A 15,828-nucleotide genomic window follows, 5' to 3' on the forward strand; every position below is an offset into this window, starting at 1 on the left:
AAATCGCGCATCAGAAGTCGTTCGAAAAGGCGCTGCATTCGATCCAGCCGAACTTCCCGCAAGGCAAGCTGCCGGGCGAGCCGGAGTTCACGAGCGTCTACTTCAACATGTCGAAGGGCGACGACGCGCGCGGTCCCTGGAACGAAGGCGGCGACTGGAAGTTCGTCGAGGATCCGCAGCCGGCAGTCGATGGCGGCGATGGCACGGCGACCGTCACCGTGACCGAACAGGACGTCGAAGTGCTGCAGGCGATGGCATCGCGCACGGCGTCCGATCCGTCCGCCGATCCGACCACAGGCGCCGATCTGGGCGCGGGCAAGGCCAACGAGGTGTAAGACCGGCCGGCGCTGCCGCGACTCGCGGCAGCGCCGCCGATGGCACGACCGAGGCTCGAATCATTCCGTTGAGATCAACCATCATGAATGCCGCGAGCGATTACCTGACACCGAAATGCGCGATCTGGACGCGCAGAAAGAAGACCGCGCCCGGCACGCCACGCGTGCTGGTGGTCGACGACTACGCCGATACCGCCGACGCCATCAGCATGGTGCTCGCCATCTGCGGTTTCGACGCCGACGCCGTCTACGGCGGCCGCCTCGCCATCGATGCGACCGCACGCTGCAAGCCCGAAGTCGTCCTGCTCGATATCTGGATGCCCGACATGTCCGGCCTCGAAGTCGCCGCCCGCCTGCGCGCGGACGCGAATACATCCGAGACGATCCTGATCGCTCATTCGGCGGCGGCCAGTGAGGCCGATCTGGAACGCGCGCGGCACGCCGGCTTCGACGCGTTCTGCGCCAAGCCGACCGATGCAACGACGTTCGCGCCACTGCTTCGCCACTTCCTGCCGACACCGCCCGCGCGGTGACCGGAGTTCATCGCAACTCAACGCAATTCGCCAGGCACCCTTCTCACGAATTCCGCGACGAACGTGCGCGTCGCATCGTCGGGGAAGCGCACGGCGACGCGCTCGCCGCTCACCATCTCAACGACGCCTTCGCCATAGCGCCGCACACGCACGCGCTCGCCCGTCTCGAACGTGCGTGCAACCCGCTTCGGCTTCGCTTCTTCGTCGATACGCATCTGCTCGCGATGCTCGCGCGGACTCTCGATCACCTCCGGCGGATGCAGGCAGTTGTCGCACACGCCGCATGTCTTGCCGTCGAGTTCGTCGTCGGGTGTGCTGTAGCGCGCATCGACGGCGAACTCGGCAGACGCGCGACGCTCGTCGATGTTGTGCGCGAAGTAGTCGAGCAACATGCGCCAGCGGCACTGCGCGCTCTGTGCATAGCCGATGATGCGTTCCAGCACCGCGCGATCGCGCTCGGCGCGGGCCGCGTATTCGCGCGATGCATCGTCGAGACGAATGGCGGACTTGTCGTCGCCGGCATCGATCAGTTTCATGCCGCCACGACGCGTGCGCCGCGTCATGCCGATATCGTTGAGCAAGGTCGCCGCCACGCGCAGCTTGTTTGCGCCGATGTCGGGCATTGCTTCACGCAAACGCGCGATCGGCTTTTCGAGCGTCTTGCCGCTGGTTTCGTTCGCGAGATCGCGCACGGTCCGCGCGACGCGTTCGATCGTCTGCGCGCTCGGATAGCGTCCGCTGAGAAAGAACTGCTGCACCTGCTTGTCCTTCAGTTCGAACAGCAGCGTGCAGCGCGCAGGCTCGCCATCGCGTCCCGCGCGGCCCGCTTCCTGGTAATACGCATCGAGACTGCCCGGCATCTGCGCATGAATGACAAAGCGGATATCGGGCTTGTCGATGCCCATGCCGAACGCATTCGTCGCGACCATCACGCGCACGCGGTCCTCCATGAACGCATCCTGCGATGCGGAGCGCGCGCTCGCCGCGAGCTTGCCGTGATAGCGCTCGGCCGTCACGCCGGAATCGACGAGCGCAGCATGAAGCGCCTCGCATTGCGCGATCGTGGCGCAATACACGATGCCGCTGCCTGCTTCTTCGCGCGCGAGTTCGATCACGCGCCTGCGCTTGTCCTCGGGATTCGTCAGTTGTTCGACGGTGAAGTGCAGGTTCTCGCGATACACGCCCGTATGAATCACATTGACTTGCCGCATGCCGAGTTCACGCACGATATCGACCATGACGGCAGGCGTCGCGGTCGCGGTAAGCGCGAGTATCGGCGGGCGGCCGAGCTGTTTTATCGCGTGAACGAGTTCGACATACGCGGGCCGGAAGTCGTGACCCCACTGCGAAATGCAATGCGCTTCATCGACCACGACGAGCGCGATTTCAGGCGCGCCTTGCGCGTTCAGATCGTCGATGAATGCCGGATCGACGAGACGCTCCGGCGTGACGAAGAGCATGCGCAACGCGTGATTGCGGAAGGCGTCCATTGCGTCGCGCGCTTCGCTCGCGGGCAGCGCGCTGTTGAGCACGGCGGCGGCGATGCCGGCTTCATCGAGCTTCGTCGCCTGATCGCGCATGAGCGATATCAGCGGCGACACGATGAGCGTCACGCCTTCAAATTGCAGCGCGGGCAACTGATAGCACAGCGACTTCCCCGCGCCGGTCGGCATGACGGCGAGCGTATCGTGTCCGTCCATCACGCTGCGGATGACATCGTCTTGTCCCGGCCGCAGATGCGGGAAGCCGAAGACTTTGCGCAACGCGTTTTCGAGGTCGCGGTCGAGCGGTTTGCGCGCGCGCTTTGCAGTGGATTGCATGAGTTTGCTTCGGTGATTGGACGAGCGGTTCGAGCAAACCGCGTGCCCTTACGTCCTGCACGCTCGAACGCGCGCGGCACGTTTCATGCGCGAAGCGTTCGGCAACATACATCAACTGTGCATGGAGGAAACCATGAGTATCTTTTCGAACATCCTGAACAAGATCTTCCCGCACGACCATCCGGCGACCGCCGCTTCGGGCGGGACCGTGCCGCCTGCCGCGCCGAATGCCGCGCCTGCATCGAACTCGACGCCATCGCGCAATCCGACGAGCACGCCGATCGGTTCGGCAAGCGGCGCGGCCGGCACGCCCGCGACGCCCGGCGTCGAGCCTGCGCGCACGCCGGTCACGCCGCTACCCGAAGTGGACGTCGATGCGATCCTCACGCAGAAGCAGCAGCAAAGCGGCGCGACGCTCAACTGGCGCACATCCATCGTCGATCTGTTGAAGCTGCTCGATCTCGACAGCAGTCTCGAATCGCGCAAGGAACTGGCGAAGGAACTGCACTACACCGGCAACACCGACGACTCCGCCGCGATGAACATCTGGCTTCACAAGCAGGTCATGACGAAGCTCGCGGAAAACGGCGGCAAGGTGCCTGCCGATCTGAAGTAGCACGGCATCGCGTAGCGCGGCACGCCGTCATCGCGCGTTGCGCGCATGTGCTTTCGCGAGCCGGCGCGCAATTTCGGCCGTAGCGCCATCGTCGGCGGCGGGTGCGCCTTCGCTGTTCTTTTCCGATGCGAGTTGCAGATACGCGGCGGCCAGCTTGCGTAGATCGTCCTCCGTCGCGTCTTCGATGCCGATGAGCTGATTGCTCGCCCGCTTGTGCGACGCAAGCAATTCGTTGAGCTTCAGATGCATGGCGACGCTGTCCTTGTTCGCGCTCTGTTGAATGAGGAACACCATCAGAAACGTGACGATGGTCGTGCCCGTGTTGATGACGAGTTGCCAGCCTTCCGAGAACTTGAAGATGGGACCGGCCACGAGCCATACGACGATGGAAATGACCGCGAGCCCGAACGCAACGGGCGATCCGGCCCAGCGCGTGACGGTGCTCGCGAACGCATCGAACGCGCGCGTGACAGGGTTTGCCTTGGCATAGCCCGGGCTCGATGTCGATGGGACGGTGTCCATCGGCGCGGCATCGGGAAAGGGATTTTTCAGGTTCATGTGCGTGTATTCAAAGCGGGATAAATCAATGTATCAACCGCAGCTTTCGAAGTACATACGCGTGGCTTTGGCACACTGAAACCGTTCTCGTTCAGAAGCGACGGGCACACCGACTGCTGTCGTCACCGGCATATCCACGGCGCATTCGATCGCCGCAACTTCTTCTTTTGAACGACCATGAACGACTCTCGACACAGCACCCGTTTCCAATCGAAAGTGATCATCGTGACCGGCGCGGGATCAGGCATCGGCGAAGGCGCGGCACGGCGTTTCGCGGCCGAAGGAGCATCGGTCGTGCTGGCCGGACGCACGCGCGAGAAGCTCGATCGTGTCGCGCGCGATCTCGACGATGCGCGCACGCTCGTGCATACCTTCGATGCATCGAAATACGAAGAGGCGCAGCAATTGATCGATGCAACCGTTGCGCGCTTCGGGCGCATCGACGTGCTCGTCAACAACGCGGGCGTCGCGCCGACGGGACGCATCGACGAAGCATCGCTCGATGACTGGCGCGCGATCATGTCGACCGATCTCGACGGCGTGTTTTATTGCAGCCGTGCAGCGATACGACATCTGATCGATGCGCGAGGCTCGATCGTGAATGTATCTTCGGTATCGGGATTGGGCGGCGACTGGGGCATGAGCTTCTACAACGCGGCGAAGGGCGCGGTGACCAACTTCACGCGCGCGCTCGCGATGGATCACGGCCGCGACGGTGTGCGTGTCAACGCCGTCTGCCCGAGCCTCACCGAATCCGACCTCACGCAGGATATGCTCGGCAACGAACAACTGATGGCGAATTTCCGCGAGCGCATTCCGCTCGGACGCGCGGCGAAGCCCGACGATATCGCGGCGGTCATCGCCTTCCTCGCAAGCGACGACGCGCGCTTCGTGACCGGCGTCAATCTGCCCGTGGATGGCGGTCTCAGCGCGTCCAACGGACAGCCGCCGCAGGCATGAGTGCGCGGAAGGGCTTCGTCGGCTGAAAGCCCGCCAGCGCGGCGAAAACGTATAAGTGAAGCACGTTCCGCTTCATTTGCTACGCACGAAAGATTGGTAGCGGAGGCACGCGAAGTGCCTATAGTCGAAGGCTTCACCACACATCCCTTCGTCCGCTCCATGAAACATTCGATCCATCGCCGCGCGCTGATCGCCGGCATCGCGTCCATCGTTATTGCTGCACTTGCACCCGCTCACGCAAACGCCGAAACACGCGAAGTGGTCATCGGCTATCAGGACATGGTCGTGCCCTGGCGTTACGCGCAGGCGAGCGGCGCGGTGGAGAAGGCGACCGGCTACAAGGTCACGTATCGCAAGCTGGGCAGCGGCGCGGACGTCATCCGCGCGCTCGCGTCCGGTTCGATACAGTTGGGCGAAGCCGGATCGAGCCCGATCGCGGCGGGGCTGTCGCAAGGCGTCGATCTTTCGCTCTTCTGGATTCTCGACAACATCAACGACGCCGAAGCGCTCGTCGCGCGCAACGGCTCCGGCGTGACGAAGCTCGCCGATCTGAAGGGCAAGACGCTCGGCGTGCCGTATGTGTCGACGTCGCACTTTCATGCGCTCGTCGCGTTGCAGCAGGCAGGCGTCGATCCGTCGACGGTGAAGATCGTCAATCTGCGTCCGCCGGAAGTCGCGGCCGCGTGGGAGCGCGGCAACATCGACGCGACGTACATCTGGGACCCGGTGCTCGCCAAGGCCAAGCAGAACGGCAAGGTGATCGTCACGTCGGGCGAAGTCGCAAAGGAATCGGGCAAGGCGACCTTCGACGGCTTCGTCGCGTCGCGCAAGTTCGCGCAGGACAACGCCGCGTTCCTGAACGGCTTCGTCAAGGTTCTCGCCGATACCGACGCGCAATATCGCGACCACAAAGCCGACTGGACGGCCGCATCGAAACAGGTGCAGGCCGTCGCGCAGGAATCCGGCGCGAACGCCGCCGACGTGCCCGCGAGTCTCGCGCTCTACGCGTTCCCGAGCGCGGGCGAACAGGCATCGGCGACATGGCTCGGCGGTGGCGCGCAGTCGGGCGCGGCGAAGTCGCTCGCGGCCACCGCGCAGTTTCTCAAGCAACAGGGCACGATCCAGAACGTGCTCGCGGATTACTCCACGGGCGTCGATCCGCGCTTCGTGCAGCAGGCCGCGAAATGACATCGCTCTCCATCCGCAATCTCGGCGTCACGTATGAAGGCGCGAGCACGCCCGCGTTGAAGGGCGTCGACTTGCAGATCGGCAGCGGCGAATTCGTCGTGGCGCTGGGTGCATCGGGATGCGGCAAGACCACGCTCTTGAATTGCCTCGCGGGGTTTCTGGAGCCGACCGAAGGCGAAGCGTCGCTCAATGGCGAACCCATCGACGGTCCCGGCGCGGAACGCGGCGTCGTGTTCCAGAAGCACGCGTTGATGCCGTGGCTCAACGTCATCGACAATGTCGCGCTCGGCCTGCGCTTTCGCGGCGTGAAGCGCGACGAACGCTACGAGATCGCGCGTCGCACGCTTGCGCTCGTCGGCCTCGCGCGACATGAACAGGCGAAGGTCCATGCGCTGTCGGGCGGCATGCAGCAACGCGTCGGCATTGCGCGGGCGCTCGCGAGCGATCCGGAAGTCCTGTTGATGGACGAACCGATGGGCGCGCTCGATGCGCTCACGCGCGAGACCGTGCAGGAACTCGTGCTCGATGTCTGGTCGCGCACGGGCAAGACGGTGTTCTTCATCACGCATAGCGTGGAGGAAGCGCTCTTTCTCGCGACGCGGCTCGTGCTGATGACTCCGGGTCCGGGGCGTATCGACGAAGTGCATGAACTCCCCTTTTCGCGCGACTACGTTCGCCACCGCGATGCGCGCGCGGTGAAGTCGTCGCCCGCGTTCATCGAATGGCGCGAGCGGTTGACGCGCCGGCTGCATCGCACCGAAACGGAGGCGGCGTGAACCGGCGCGCTCACGATATGCCGATGCCGCATGCAGCCGCGCTGCCTGCCGCTCGACGGAAAAGCCCGAGGCGTGGCGGACGTTATCGCGGGATGCCGGGCGCGGGCCCAACCGCGCTGCCCAGCGCGCTGTGCGTCGCGACGCTCGCGGCGCTGTGGTGGGCCGCCACGCATTTCCACTGGCTGCCGCCGCTCTTCTTGCCGTCGCCCGAGGCGGTGTGGCACGCGTTCGTCGACGCCTCGCATGGGCGGCTTCAGGGCGGATTGCCGCTCTCCGAGCATCTTTTGTGGAGCGCGATCCGTGTGTTCGGTGCGTTCGCGCTGGCGGTCGTGACGGCGGTGCCCGTCGGCATTCTGATGGGCGTGAGCCGCATCGCGCGCGGCGTGCTCGATCCGCCGCTGGAGTTTTATCGGCCGCTTCCGCCGCTCGCTTATCTGCCGCTCGTCGTTATCTACTTCGGTATCGACGAGACCGCGAAGATCGTCGTCATCTGGCTCGCGTGTTTCGCGCCGATCGCGATGGCCGCGCGCGCCGGCGTCAGGAGCGCGACTGCCGAGCAGGTGAACGCCGCGTGGTCGCTCGGCGCGAACTTCCGGCAGGTCGTGCGGCATGTCGTGCTGCCGGCCGCGCTGCCCGAGATATTGACGGGCTTGCGCATCGCCGTGGGCTTCGGCTGGACGACGCTCGTCGCGGCGGAGATGGTGGCCGCGACCGCCGGCCTCGGGCAGATGGTGCTCAATGCGTCGAGCTTCCTGCGCACCGATGTCGTCGTGATGGGCATCGTGCTGATCGGCGCGATCGCGTGGGTCTTCGACTTCGGCATGCGCGTGCTGGAGCGGCGGCTCGTGCCCTGGAAGGGGCGGTGAGGCTGGGATAGAACGATCTTCGACCCGCCGCCCGCCCCGGCATAGCTCGTGCTAGGAACGCATGAAAAGCCACACACATGCGATCTGACCACAAGCGAAAAATCATGCATAACCGGGACATTGTCGTCATTGCTGGATCGACCGGCGGATTCGGGCCGCTCAAGGAACTACTCGCGGCATTGCCGGCCGATCTGCAGGCGACCGTCTTCGTCGTCATGCACATCGGTACGCAGACGAGCATCCTGCCGGAGATCTTCCAGGGCGATTGCGCCCTGCCCATCCGGCACGCCGAAGACGGCCAGCCGTTCGACACGTCCGCGATTTACATCGCGCCGCCCGATCGCCACTTGCTCATCGAGAACGGCAAGACCTTCCTGTCTTCCGGCGCCAAGGAGAATTTCTCGCGGCCCGCAGCCGATCCGCTGTTCCGGTCGGCGGCGGTGAATTACGGTTCGCGCGTCATCGGGATCGTGCTGAGCGGCGAACTCGACGACGGCGCCGCCGGGCTCTATGCCGTGCGCGCGTGCGGCGGCATTGCGCTCGTCCAGAATCCCGCCGAATGCCGCGCGGCGAGCATGCCGCAGAACGCGATCGATGCGGTGCGCGACGCGCTTATCGCGCCTGCAGCGGAGATCGGACAGCTCATTTCCGTGCTGCTGGCGAAAGCGCCCGCCGATCTTGCATCGACGGACGAACTCATCAGGCATGTCGCCGATGTCGAAACCGCGCTCGCGATGCGCGGCACCGCCGACCCTGACGAGCTGCGCGCCATCGCGACCCCAAGCGACCTCACATGCCCGGAGTGCGGCGGCGTTCTGTCGAAAGTGAATCACTATCCGCCGCTGCGCTACCGGTGCCACACCGGTCACGCATTCTCTGCCGCGACATTGCACGCATCGCAGGAACGGCGAAGCGAAGAAGCGCTCTGGTCCGTGCTGCGCGGGATCCAGGAGCGCATCTCGCTTGCGAGGGCGCGGCTCGAAACCGCGTCGGAGGAAGAAGGCCGCACACTCTCGGCCGACATCAAACGGCTGAGCAACGCCGAGTCGATCGTGATGGACCTTCTGAAACGATAACCGGCGCGCTTACTTCGCGGCCGCGCTCGTCTTCTCGCCGGCCTCGCCGCCGCCCGAACCCTGCGAGTCCTCGGCCTCGAGCGACGCTATCGCCTTTTCCCAAAACTCTTCGGCGCGTCCCTCGGGGCCGCCCTCGCGTTCCCACATCTCATAGGCGCGGCGTCGAATGCGGTCCTGCTCTTTTTGATCGTCCATGAGTGCCTCCGTTGAAATGTCGAAGTGATCGCCAGGCGCGAGCGTTTTCTCGCTGACCCGACACAGCAACCGCCGTGCCGCATGTCCGCCCTATCGCTCGGTTCGGGACTCCGCGCGCGCCGGCCGCGTCGCCGCATGAAGCGCCGCCGGAAAGCACGCCAGCAGCCAGTCGATGAACACGCGCAACCGATGCGTCACGTGCCGGTTCTGCGGATAAACGACATGAAACGGATACGCCGGCGGCCGCCATTTCTTCAGAATCTCCACGAGCGCGCCATCGCGGATCGCCGGATTCGCCGCATACGCAAACGTCTGAACGATGCCGAGACCCGCAAGGCACGCCGCCAGATGCGCATTGCTCTCGTTGACGCCGATGCGATGCTCCACCTTGATTTCACTGCGCTCGCCATCGCGCTCGAAGCGAAACGGCATCGCCCGGCCGTTCTGCGGCGACAAGTAGCCGATCAGCCTGTGCCCGTTCTTGAGTTCCTCCGGATACGCCGGCACGCCGAACTGCTTCAGATAGGCCGGCGTCGCGCACGTAATCATCGGCGCTTCGCCGATGGACCGGGCAATCAGCGACGAGTTGTCCAGCGGTCCGCCGCGAATCACGCAATCCACGTTGTCGCTGATGAGATCGACGGCGCGATCGGCCACGCCGAGGTCGATGCGGATGTCGGGATAGCGTGCGACGAAATCGGGCAGCAGCGGGATCAGCACTTCCCTTGCCGGCAGACCGCCGACATCGATCCGCAAGTGCCCGCGCGGGTTGCCGCGCGCGACGTTGAACGATGTGTCGATGTCTTCGAGATCGCGAAGAATGCGCGTAGCCTTCGCATAGTATTCCTGGCCTTCCGGCGTGACCGTGACGCGGCGCGTAGTGCGCTGCAACAGCCGCGCACCCAGATGCGCTTCGAGTTCCTGAACCAGCTTGCTCATCGTCGCGTTGGGGACGTCAAGCGAATCCGCCGCGCGCGTGAAACTGCCCGCCTCCACGACGCGGGCGAATGCGCGCATCGCCAATAACTGATCCATTCGATTCGTCCCGGCAAGAAGATCCGCCGATTATACATGCGCGTGGATAGTCATTTCGTTTTATCGCCATTTATCAATAAACGGCGCGCGCTTAAAGTGCATTCATGCCCGACGCAGGGCTAAGCCAAAAGTCTCTCAACTCACGAAACGGAGCACGTCATGAACAAGCAACTGAACGGAAAGATCGCCCTCGTCACCGGCGGCAGCACGGGCATCGGCCTCGCGGCGGCGAAGGAACTCGCGCAGCAAGGCGCGCGCGTCTTCATCACGGGCCGTCGTCAGGCCGAACTCGATGCAGCCGTCGCGGCAATCGGCGCGGCGGCCACCGCGATTCGCGCGGATGCATCGGTGCTGTCGGATCTGGACGGGGTGTATGCGCAAATCGCCGAAACCGCCGGCAAGCTCGACATCCTCTTCGCCAACGCGGGCGGCGGCGACATGATGCCGCTTGGCGCGATCACCGAAGAGCACTTCGACCGCATCTTCGGCACCAACGTGCGGGGTGTGCTGTTCACGGTGCAAAAGGCGCTGCCGCTGCTCGTCGATGGCGCGTCGGTGATCCTCACTTCGTCGATCACGTCGGTCACCGGCACGGCCAGCTTCAGCGTGTACAGCGCGAGCAAGGCAGCCGTGCGCAATTTTGCGCGCTCGTGGGCGTTGGACCTGAAGGATCGCGGCATTCGCGTGAACGTCGTGAGCCCCGGCCCGATCCGCACGCCGGGCCTCGGCGGCCTCGTGCCCGAGGAAGCCCGTCAGGGACTGTACGACGCGCTCGCATCGCAGGTGCCGCTCGGACGTCTCGGCGAGCCCGAGGAAATCGGCAAGGCGGTGGCTTTCCTTGCGTCGGACTCGGCGAGTTTCATCAACGCCACCGAGTTGTTCGTCGACGGCGGCATGGCGCAAGTCTGAGCGTGCTCGAGAGCGCCCCCGGACTCGTCGCGGGCGCTCAGACGCGGCCTTTCCACGGCACCATCGCCTTCTCGAGATAGCGCATCAATACATCGAAGCACAGCGCGAAAAAGCCGATGACGATGATGCCCATGATGACGACATCGCTCGCGAGGAACTCGGCGGCATTGAGCACCATGAAGCCGAGGCCGCGCGTCGATGCGACCATCTCCGCGGCGACGAGCGTCGTCCAGCCCACGCCGATGCCGATGCGCATCCCCGTGAAAATCTCCGGCAATGCGGACTTCAGAATCACGTGCGTGACGACTTGCGCACGCGACGCGCCCATCGAATACGCGGCATGAATCTGCTCGATCGATACCGAACGCACGCCCGCGCGCGCGGCGATCGCGAGCGGCGCGAAGATCGCGAGATAGATCAGGAAGACCTTCGAGAACTCGCCGATGCCGAACCAGATGATGATGAGCGGCAGATAAGCGAGCGGCGGCAGCGGCCGATAGAACTCGATCGGCGGATCGAACACGCCGCGCGCGTGACGCGAGACGCCCATCAGCACGCCGACGGGAATCGCCGTCGCGCAGGCGAGCGCGAACGCGCCGAACACGCGCAGCAAGCTCGCGGCGATATGTTCCGTGAGCGTCGAATTGGCGAAGCCTTCGCTTGCCACCGAAACGAACTTCGCATACACCGCTTGCGGCGAAGGCAGAAAGAGCGGCTTGACCCAGTGCATGCCGGTAATCAGAAACCATCCGGCAAGAAGCACCGCGACGGTCGCGATGCTCATCGCAAGACTGCTGCCGTAACCGGGCACGCCGAAGGTATCGCCCGGTTTGACCGGCTTTTTCTTCGACTGCCGCGCGGGGCGTCCCGGCGGCTGCCGCGATGCGCCGATGCCGCTTTCGAGCGCGGCGCCCGGCACCGTCATCGATGCGCGCTTATCCATGATGAACCTCCTCGGCGTGATGCGCGGCGCGCTCGTCGCCGTAGATGATGCCGAGCACGCGCTCGCGCATCTCGATGAAATCCGGGCTCGACTTGATCGCGCGCGCATCGCGGGTGGCAAGAAAGCGCCGGTTGAAATCGAGATCGTAGCTATGCGTGATGCGGCCAGGCCGCGGCGACATCACGATCAGCCGGCTCGCCAGAAAGAGCGCTTCCTCCACGCTGTGCGTGATGAAGAAGAACATCTTCTGCGTGCGCTGCCACACGTCGAGCAGCAGTTCCTGGATGGTCTCGCGCGTGAGCGCATCGAGCGCGGCCATCGGCTCGTCCATCAGCAGCATCGCGGGATCGCAGGTCAGCGCGCGCGCAATGCCCACGCGCTGCTGCATGCCGCCCGACAACTGATAGATCATGTGCCGATGAAAATCCTGCAAGCCGACGAGCGCGAGATTGCGTTTCGCGATGTCCTCGCGCTGCGCCTTCGGCACGCCTTGCAGCTTGAGGCCGAACGTGGCGTTGTCGAGCACGTTGAGCCACGGCAGGAGCGCATGCTTCTGAAACACCACGCCGCGATCGGCGCCCGGCCCTTCGACCGGCCTGCCGTTGAGCAGCATCTCACCGGACGAAGGCGCGATGAATCCCGCCATCAGCGACAGCAGCGTCGTCTTTCCGCACCCCGACGCACCGAGCGCGACGACGAACTCGCCATCGCCGATCGTGAGATCGATGCCATCGAGCGCCTGCACGCGCTCGCCCGGGCGTCGTCCGGGAAATACCACACTGACGTTCCTTACCTGCATGCAACCCATATGTCCTCCCGGACTCGGATAGGCAAGTTCAAGCGGCGCGAGGCCGGGCTCATTTCAGCTTTTCGGCGGCCTCGACGTATTCCGCCGTCACGTACTTCGAATAGTCGGGCAGCACCGCGTTGACGCGCTTCTGCTCCTTCAGGAAGTCCGCCGTGTCCTTGAGCGCGAAGGCTGCGCGGCTCGATGCGCCGCCGCCGAGCCATTGCTTCGATGCCTGCTCCTGCGCCGACGGATAGCCGTACAGCGCGAGCGATCCCGGCACGTCCGCGGGCGCGCCGCCGATCGTCTTCGCGATGGCCGCGGCCTGCTGCGACTGCGCGGTCCATTTCGACGGATCGTTGCGATACTGCGCGTCGAGATCGGCGATGGCCTTGACGAACTTCGCCATGAAGTCCCTGTTCGCTTCGCCCCACGCGCGATCGACCGCGATGCCATCGAAAGTCGGCTTGCCGAGCTTCGACAGATCGCCCGACGTGACGAGCACCTTGCCGCTCTTCTTGAGCTGCGAGAGCGCCGGGTCCCACACATAGGCCGCGTCGATGTCGCCGCGCTCCCACGCCGCCGCGATCTGATTCGGCTGCATGTTGAGAATCTTCACCGACGACGGATCGATGCCCCAGTGCTTGAGCGCGAACATCGTGTGATAGTGCGTCGTCGAAACGAACGGCACGCCGATGGTCTTGCCCTTCAGATCGGCCGGTTTTGCGATGCCCGAGCCGTTGCGCACGACCATCGCTTCGGCTTCGTTGATGTTGTCGAGGATCCAGAAGAGCTGCGCGTCGACGCCCTGACTGACGGCGGCGGCAAGCGGGCTCGATCCGATCACGCCGATCTTGACATCGCCCGATGCCATCGCGGTCGCCACCTTCGCGCCGGATTCGAACTGGCGCCAGTTGATCTTGTAGCCGGTCGCCCTGGCGATGGAGCCATCGGCGATGCCGACGACCCACGGATCGACGATCTGCTGGTACGCGATCGTCACTTCCTTCTCTTCGGCGTGGCCGGGCTGCGCGATGCCCCACGCGCACGCGGCGATCGCGAGCGTGGCGAGCGCGCGCACCGGCGCGAACCTTCGAAGCAGCTTGCCGGGCAGGAACTTGAAGCCAGAGGCGCGGATCGTTTTCATGTGCTTTCCTGGAGGAGTGGAGAATCGGGCTCGCCGGTGCGCGGCGTTCCCTGTTCCGGTGCAGGTCCGCTCGCGCGCGCGGCGAACCGATGCCCGAGTATCCACAGCGAAAAATCCAGGAAGTTAGTGCCAGACGGAAACAATCGTTGAGTCCACATTGCGTCGGATCAAAGCGGGCGCAACGGGAAAAGGCGGGAGAATGCGGGCGAATGCGGGCGAGCGCCCGCGCGCTGCGTCAGAAGCGGCGCAGAAGCAGCACGAGCGCGATGACGGGCATGATCGCGAGCCCGCAATACGCGAACCCGATGCTGTTCAAATGCTCCGCCGCCCAGCCGAAACAGGGCGGCCCGATCACGACGCCGAAGTAGGTGAAAAAGAGCGCGCCGCCGGTCACGGCCGCGACGCGCCCGGCTGGTGCGAGCCGCGCGACTTCGCCGAGAAACACGCCGTTCCAGCCGATGGCCGTCGCGCCCAACACCGCCGATGCGATCGCGAGCGCGACCACGCCCCACTGCACAGGCCACGCGCCGACGGCCGCCGCGCTCACGGCCATCAGCACGCATACGCCGATCAGCACGCGCCGCGACGAGCCGGTGCGATCCGCGAGATGTCCCCACAAGAGCCGCCCGCCGATGCCCGCCGCCTGCGTCACCGCGTAGATCACGCTCGACTGCGCGAGCCCGAGACCGAACTGCTGATGCAGATAAGCCATCAAATAGCCGCTCACCGACAACTGGCACGCCGAAAACAGCAGGGAGACGACGGCCATCGCGCGCAATCCGCGATGCGCGAGCACTTCGATGATCGGCCGATGCCATGTCGACGAAATCGCGATGTGCCCGCTCGCCTGATCGTCGAGGCTGCGCAGCGCGCCGCTCGCGACGGCCACGATCAGCGTCGATAAGGCGAGCGCGGCGAATGCCGCCTGCCACGACATCAGCGATGCCGCGAGCGGCAGCGCCGCGCCCGCCAGCAGCCCGCCGAGCGGCACGCCCGTCTGCTTGAGCGAGAACGCGAGACCCATGCGCTCGGGCGGCGTCGTGCGCGCGAGAATCTGCGAGCTGGCGGGCGTGATCGGACCGTAGCCGAAGCCGCATAACAGCGCCGCGACGAGCCGCAGATTCGGTTCACCGAGCGCGAGCAATCCGAGGCCCGCGGCCTGCAGCACGAGCGCGCCCTGCGACGCGCGCACGGGACCGAAGCCCGTCACGAAACCGCTGCCGAGCACGCTGCCGATCATCGCGCCGAAGTACACCACCGCGAGAAAGACGCCGACCTGCGCGGGACGCAAGCCGGGCATCATCGAGGCGAGGATCGGGAAAGCGAGCGTCGCGCCGGTCGCGAAGGCCTGGATCGCGAGCGTGCAGCCGAGCGTGAAGGTCTGGTAGCGCAGCGTGGACGATGTCGGGCGGCGCTTTATCGGCTCTATCGGCGTATCCACGCGCTCACTCCACCTTCGCCGCGCCGCCGCGATACCACGCGGGATAGAAGCGCTGCACGGCCGCGCCGTCGGTGCGCAGCGCGATGCAGCCGTCGAGCTGGAACGGTCTTGCATCGTTCGATGCGTTCAACTCTTCGCTCATCGTCTGGAACGCGACGGTCGCCACCGCGCCGATCAGCTCGGTCAGATGCGTGCAGCCCTTCACGCCGCCGAAACGCTCGCGCACTTCGCGCATGAAGCCCGGCGCGAGCGTCATGCCGATGAGCTTCGCGTACACGGGCGGCGCGTCGTCGCAATGGCCCGCATAGGGCAGACTCGGCGCTTCGGCGTGAGCATCGGTGATGAGGAAGTCCTTGCCGAGCGTGATGCGCAGCTTCATCGCGTGGATCGGCTCGCCTGCCCGGCGCACGACGCCGTTCGACGTGCGGTCGTAGGCTTTCGTGTCCGTGAGCGTGCCTTCGATGTCGTAGAGGCCATCGGCGCGTTTGTAGCCGTGGATCTCGATCCGGCGCGTGTGGAGCAGGTCGCGTTCCATGATGGTCTCGACGCGTTATGCAGCCGCGACGAGTTCCGGCACGACCGAGAACAGATCGCCGACGAGACCGTAATCGGCCACGCTGAAAATCGGCGCTTCCGGGTCCTT

The 15,828-nt window shown here is 65.1% G+C and carries 18 protein-coding genes; 9 read left to right on the forward strand and 9 right to left on the reverse strand.

Going from position 1 to position 15,828, the window contains the following annotated elements; all coding sequences use genetic code 11:
- Both AWB77_RS33740 and AWB77_RS33745 read left to right on the forward strand, forming a co-directional pair.
- Positions 1-335: manganese catalase family protein (locus AWB77_RS33740; RefSeq protein ID WP_208601599.1), on the forward strand; the 335-nt coding region annotated here is incomplete at its 5' end.
- 68 nt (positions 336-403) lie between these two features.
- Positions 404-868: a response regulator gene (locus AWB77_RS33745; protein ID WP_244158740.1), complete on the forward strand. Its 465-nt coding sequence runs from the start codon at positions 404-406 to the stop codon at positions 866-868.
- Between the two features lie 17 nt (positions 869-885).
- Here AWB77_RS33745 and AWB77_RS33750 read toward each other — a convergent pair whose 3' ends face one another.
- Complete coding sequence (locus AWB77_RS33750) at positions 886-2,688, reverse strand: RecQ family ATP-dependent DNA helicase (protein ID WP_061138798.1); 1,803 nt, start codon at positions 2,686-2,688, stop codon at positions 886-888.
- A gap of 133 nt (positions 2,689-2,821) precedes the next feature.
- On the opposite strand from AWB77_RS33750, the gene AWB77_RS33755 reads away from it, so the two are divergent.
- Positions 2,822-3,304, forward strand: a complete 483-nt coding sequence (locus AWB77_RS33755) for a DUF3597 domain-containing protein (protein WP_061138809.1) — start codon at positions 2,822-2,824, stop codon at positions 3,302-3,304.
- Positions 3,305-3,331: 27 nt separating this feature from the next.
- Here the strand turns inward: AWB77_RS33755 and AWB77_RS33760 are convergent, their stop codons facing one another.
- A complete protein-coding gene (locus tag AWB77_RS33760; protein ID WP_061138799.1) occupies positions 3,332-3,862 on the reverse strand; it encodes a low affinity iron permease family protein in 531 nt (176 codons plus the stop codon).
- Between the two features lie 177 nt (positions 3,863-4,039).
- On the opposite strand from AWB77_RS33760, the gene budC reads away from it, so the two are divergent.
- From budC to AWB77_RS33785, 5 genes are all read left to right on the forward strand, one after another.
- Positions 4,040-4,822 (forward strand): meso-2,3-butanediol dehydrogenase, encoded by a 783-nt coding sequence (budC, locus tag AWB77_RS33765; RefSeq protein ID WP_061138800.1) that lies wholly within the window; start codon positions 4,040-4,042, stop codon positions 4,820-4,822.
- 159 nt (positions 4,823-4,981) lie between these two features.
- A complete protein-coding gene (gene tauA / locus AWB77_RS33770) occupies positions 4,982-6,010 on the forward strand; it encodes a taurine ABC transporter substrate-binding protein (protein WP_061138801.1) in 1,029 nt (342 codons plus the stop codon).
- Positions 6,007-6,786: a taurine ABC transporter ATP-binding protein gene (locus AWB77_RS33775; RefSeq protein WP_061138802.1), complete on the forward strand. Its 780-nt coding sequence runs from the start codon at positions 6,007-6,009 to the stop codon at positions 6,784-6,786. Before tauA (AWB77_RS33770) ends, AWB77_RS33775 begins: the two co-directional genes overlap by 4 nt.
- Before the next feature lie 23 nt (positions 6,787-6,809).
- Positions 6,810-7,652 (forward strand): ABC transporter permease subunit, encoded by an 843-nt coding sequence (locus tag AWB77_RS33780; RefSeq protein ID WP_082852816.1) that lies wholly within the window; start codon positions 6,810-6,812, stop codon positions 7,650-7,652.
- Between the two features lie 104 nt (positions 7,653-7,756).
- The gene (locus tag AWB77_RS33785; protein ID WP_061138803.1) at positions 7,757-8,728 is read left to right on the forward strand and encodes a chemotaxis protein CheB; all 972 of its coding nucleotides are present in this window, start codon (positions 7,757-7,759) and stop codon (positions 8,726-8,728) included.
- A 9-nt stretch (positions 8,729-8,737) separates the two neighbouring features.
- Here the strand turns inward: AWB77_RS33785 and AWB77_RS33790 are convergent, their stop codons facing one another.
- Both AWB77_RS33790 and AWB77_RS33795 read right to left on the reverse strand, forming a co-directional pair.
- Positions 8,738-8,923 (reverse strand): DUF2934 domain-containing protein, encoded by a 186-nt coding sequence (locus AWB77_RS33790; protein ID WP_061138804.1) that lies wholly within the window; start codon positions 8,921-8,923, stop codon positions 8,738-8,740.
- A gap of 90 nt (positions 8,924-9,013) precedes the next feature.
- Positions 9,014-9,958 (reverse strand): LysR family transcriptional regulator, encoded by a 945-nt coding sequence (locus AWB77_RS33795; protein WP_061138805.1) that lies wholly within the window; start codon positions 9,956-9,958, stop codon positions 9,014-9,016.
- Between the two features lie 159 nt (positions 9,959-10,117).
- Between AWB77_RS33795 and AWB77_RS33800 the strand changes: the two genes are divergently transcribed.
- The gene (locus AWB77_RS33800; protein ID WP_061138806.1) at positions 10,118-10,867 is read left to right on the forward strand and encodes an SDR family NAD(P)-dependent oxidoreductase; all 750 of its coding nucleotides are present in this window, start codon (positions 10,118-10,120) and stop codon (positions 10,865-10,867) included.
- 37 nt (positions 10,868-10,904) lie between these two features.
- Here AWB77_RS33800 and AWB77_RS33805 read toward each other — a convergent pair whose 3' ends face one another.
- The 5 genes from AWB77_RS33805 to AWB77_RS33825 form a co-directional block, all read right to left on the reverse strand.
- The gene (locus AWB77_RS33805) at positions 10,905-11,810 is read right to left on the reverse strand and encodes an ABC transporter permease subunit (RefSeq protein WP_374728727.1); all 906 of its coding nucleotides are present in this window, start codon (positions 11,808-11,810) and stop codon (positions 10,905-10,907) included.
- Positions 11,803-12,618 carry a taurine ABC transporter ATP-binding protein gene (locus AWB77_RS33810; RefSeq protein ID WP_061138807.1) on the reverse strand — a complete coding sequence of 272 codons (816 nt, stop codon included), beginning with the start codon at positions 12,616-12,618 and terminating at the stop codon, positions 11,803-11,805. Before AWB77_RS33810 ends, AWB77_RS33805 begins: the two co-directional genes overlap by 8 nt.
- Positions 12,619-12,667: 49 nt before the next feature.
- Positions 12,668-13,744 carry a taurine ABC transporter substrate-binding protein gene (gene tauA / locus AWB77_RS33815; RefSeq protein WP_208601600.1) on the reverse strand — a complete coding sequence of 359 codons (1,077 nt, stop codon included), beginning with the start codon at positions 13,742-13,744 and terminating at the stop codon, positions 12,668-12,670.
- A gap of 235 nt (positions 13,745-13,979) precedes the next feature.
- On the reverse strand, positions 13,980-15,185 hold the full coding sequence (locus AWB77_RS33820; protein ID WP_157694975.1) for an MFS transporter: 1,206 nt from the start codon (positions 15,183-15,185) through the stop codon (positions 13,980-13,982).
- A 4-nt stretch (positions 15,186-15,189) separates the two neighbouring features.
- Positions 15,190-15,720, reverse strand: coding sequence for a DUF2889 domain-containing protein (locus AWB77_RS33825; protein ID WP_061138808.1), 531 nt, complete (start codon positions 15,718-15,720; stop codon positions 15,190-15,192).
- Positions 15,721-15,828: the final 108 nt, after the last annotated feature.

Source organism: Caballeronia fortuita (assembly GCF_001544835.2).
Taxonomy (GTDB): domain Bacteria; phylum Pseudomonadota; class Gammaproteobacteria; order Burkholderiales; family Burkholderiaceae; genus Caballeronia; species Caballeronia fortuita.

What these genes read in the sequence shown, in the direction of transcription:
- AWB77_RS33825 (WP_061138808.1), bottom strand. Translation starts at nt 15,720, where the DNA reads ATGGAACGCGACCTGCTCCACACGCGCCGGATCGAGATCCACGGCTAC.
- tauA (WP_061138801.1), top strand. Translation starts at nt 4,982, where the DNA reads ATGAAACATTCGATCCATCGCCGCGCGCTGATCGCCGGCATCGCGTCC.
- AWB77_RS33785 (WP_061138803.1), top strand. Translation starts at nt 7,757, where the DNA reads ATGCATAACCGGGACATTGTCGTCATTGCTGGATCGACCGGCGGATTC.
- AWB77_RS33760 (WP_061138799.1), bottom strand. Translation starts at nt 3,862, where the DNA reads ATGAACCTGAAAAATCCCTTTCCCGATGCCGCGCCGATGGACACCGTC.
- AWB77_RS33750 (WP_061138798.1), bottom strand. Translation starts at nt 2,688, where the DNA reads ATGCAATCCACTGCAAAGCGCGCGCGCAAACCGCTCGACCGCGACCTC.
- budC (WP_061138800.1), top strand. Translation starts at nt 4,040, where the DNA reads ATGAACGACTCTCGACACAGCACCCGTTTCCAATCGAAAGTGATCATC.
- AWB77_RS33810 (WP_061138807.1), bottom strand. Translation starts at nt 12,618, where the DNA reads ATGGGTTGCATGCAGGTAAGGAACGTCAGTGTGGTATTTCCCGGACGA.
- tauA (WP_208601600.1), bottom strand. Translation starts at nt 13,744, where the DNA reads ATGAAAACGATCCGCGCCTCTGGCTTCAAGTTCCTGCCCGGCAAGCTG.
- AWB77_RS33780 (WP_082852816.1), top strand. Translation starts at nt 6,810, where the DNA reads ATGCCGCATGCAGCCGCGCTGCCTGCCGCTCGACGGAAAAGCCCGAGG.
- AWB77_RS33805 (WP_374728727.1), bottom strand. Translation starts at nt 11,810, where the DNA reads ATGGATAAGCGCGCATCGATGACGGTGCCGGGCGCCGCGCTCGAAAGC.
- AWB77_RS33755 (WP_061138809.1), top strand. Translation starts at nt 2,822, where the DNA reads ATGAGTATCTTTTCGAACATCCTGAACAAGATCTTCCCGCACGACCAT.
- AWB77_RS33775 (WP_061138802.1), top strand. Translation starts at nt 6,007, where the DNA reads ATGACATCGCTCTCCATCCGCAATCTCGGCGTCACGTATGAAGGCGCG.
- AWB77_RS33800 (WP_061138806.1), top strand. Translation starts at nt 10,118, where the DNA reads ATGAACAAGCAACTGAACGGAAAGATCGCCCTCGTCACCGGCGGCAGC.
- AWB77_RS33795 (WP_061138805.1), bottom strand. Translation starts at nt 9,958, where the DNA reads ATGGATCAGTTATTGGCGATGCGCGCATTCGCCCGCGTCGTGGAGGCG.
- AWB77_RS33790 (WP_061138804.1), bottom strand. Translation starts at nt 8,923, where the DNA reads ATGGACGATCAAAAAGAGCAGGACCGCATTCGACGCCGCGCCTATGAG.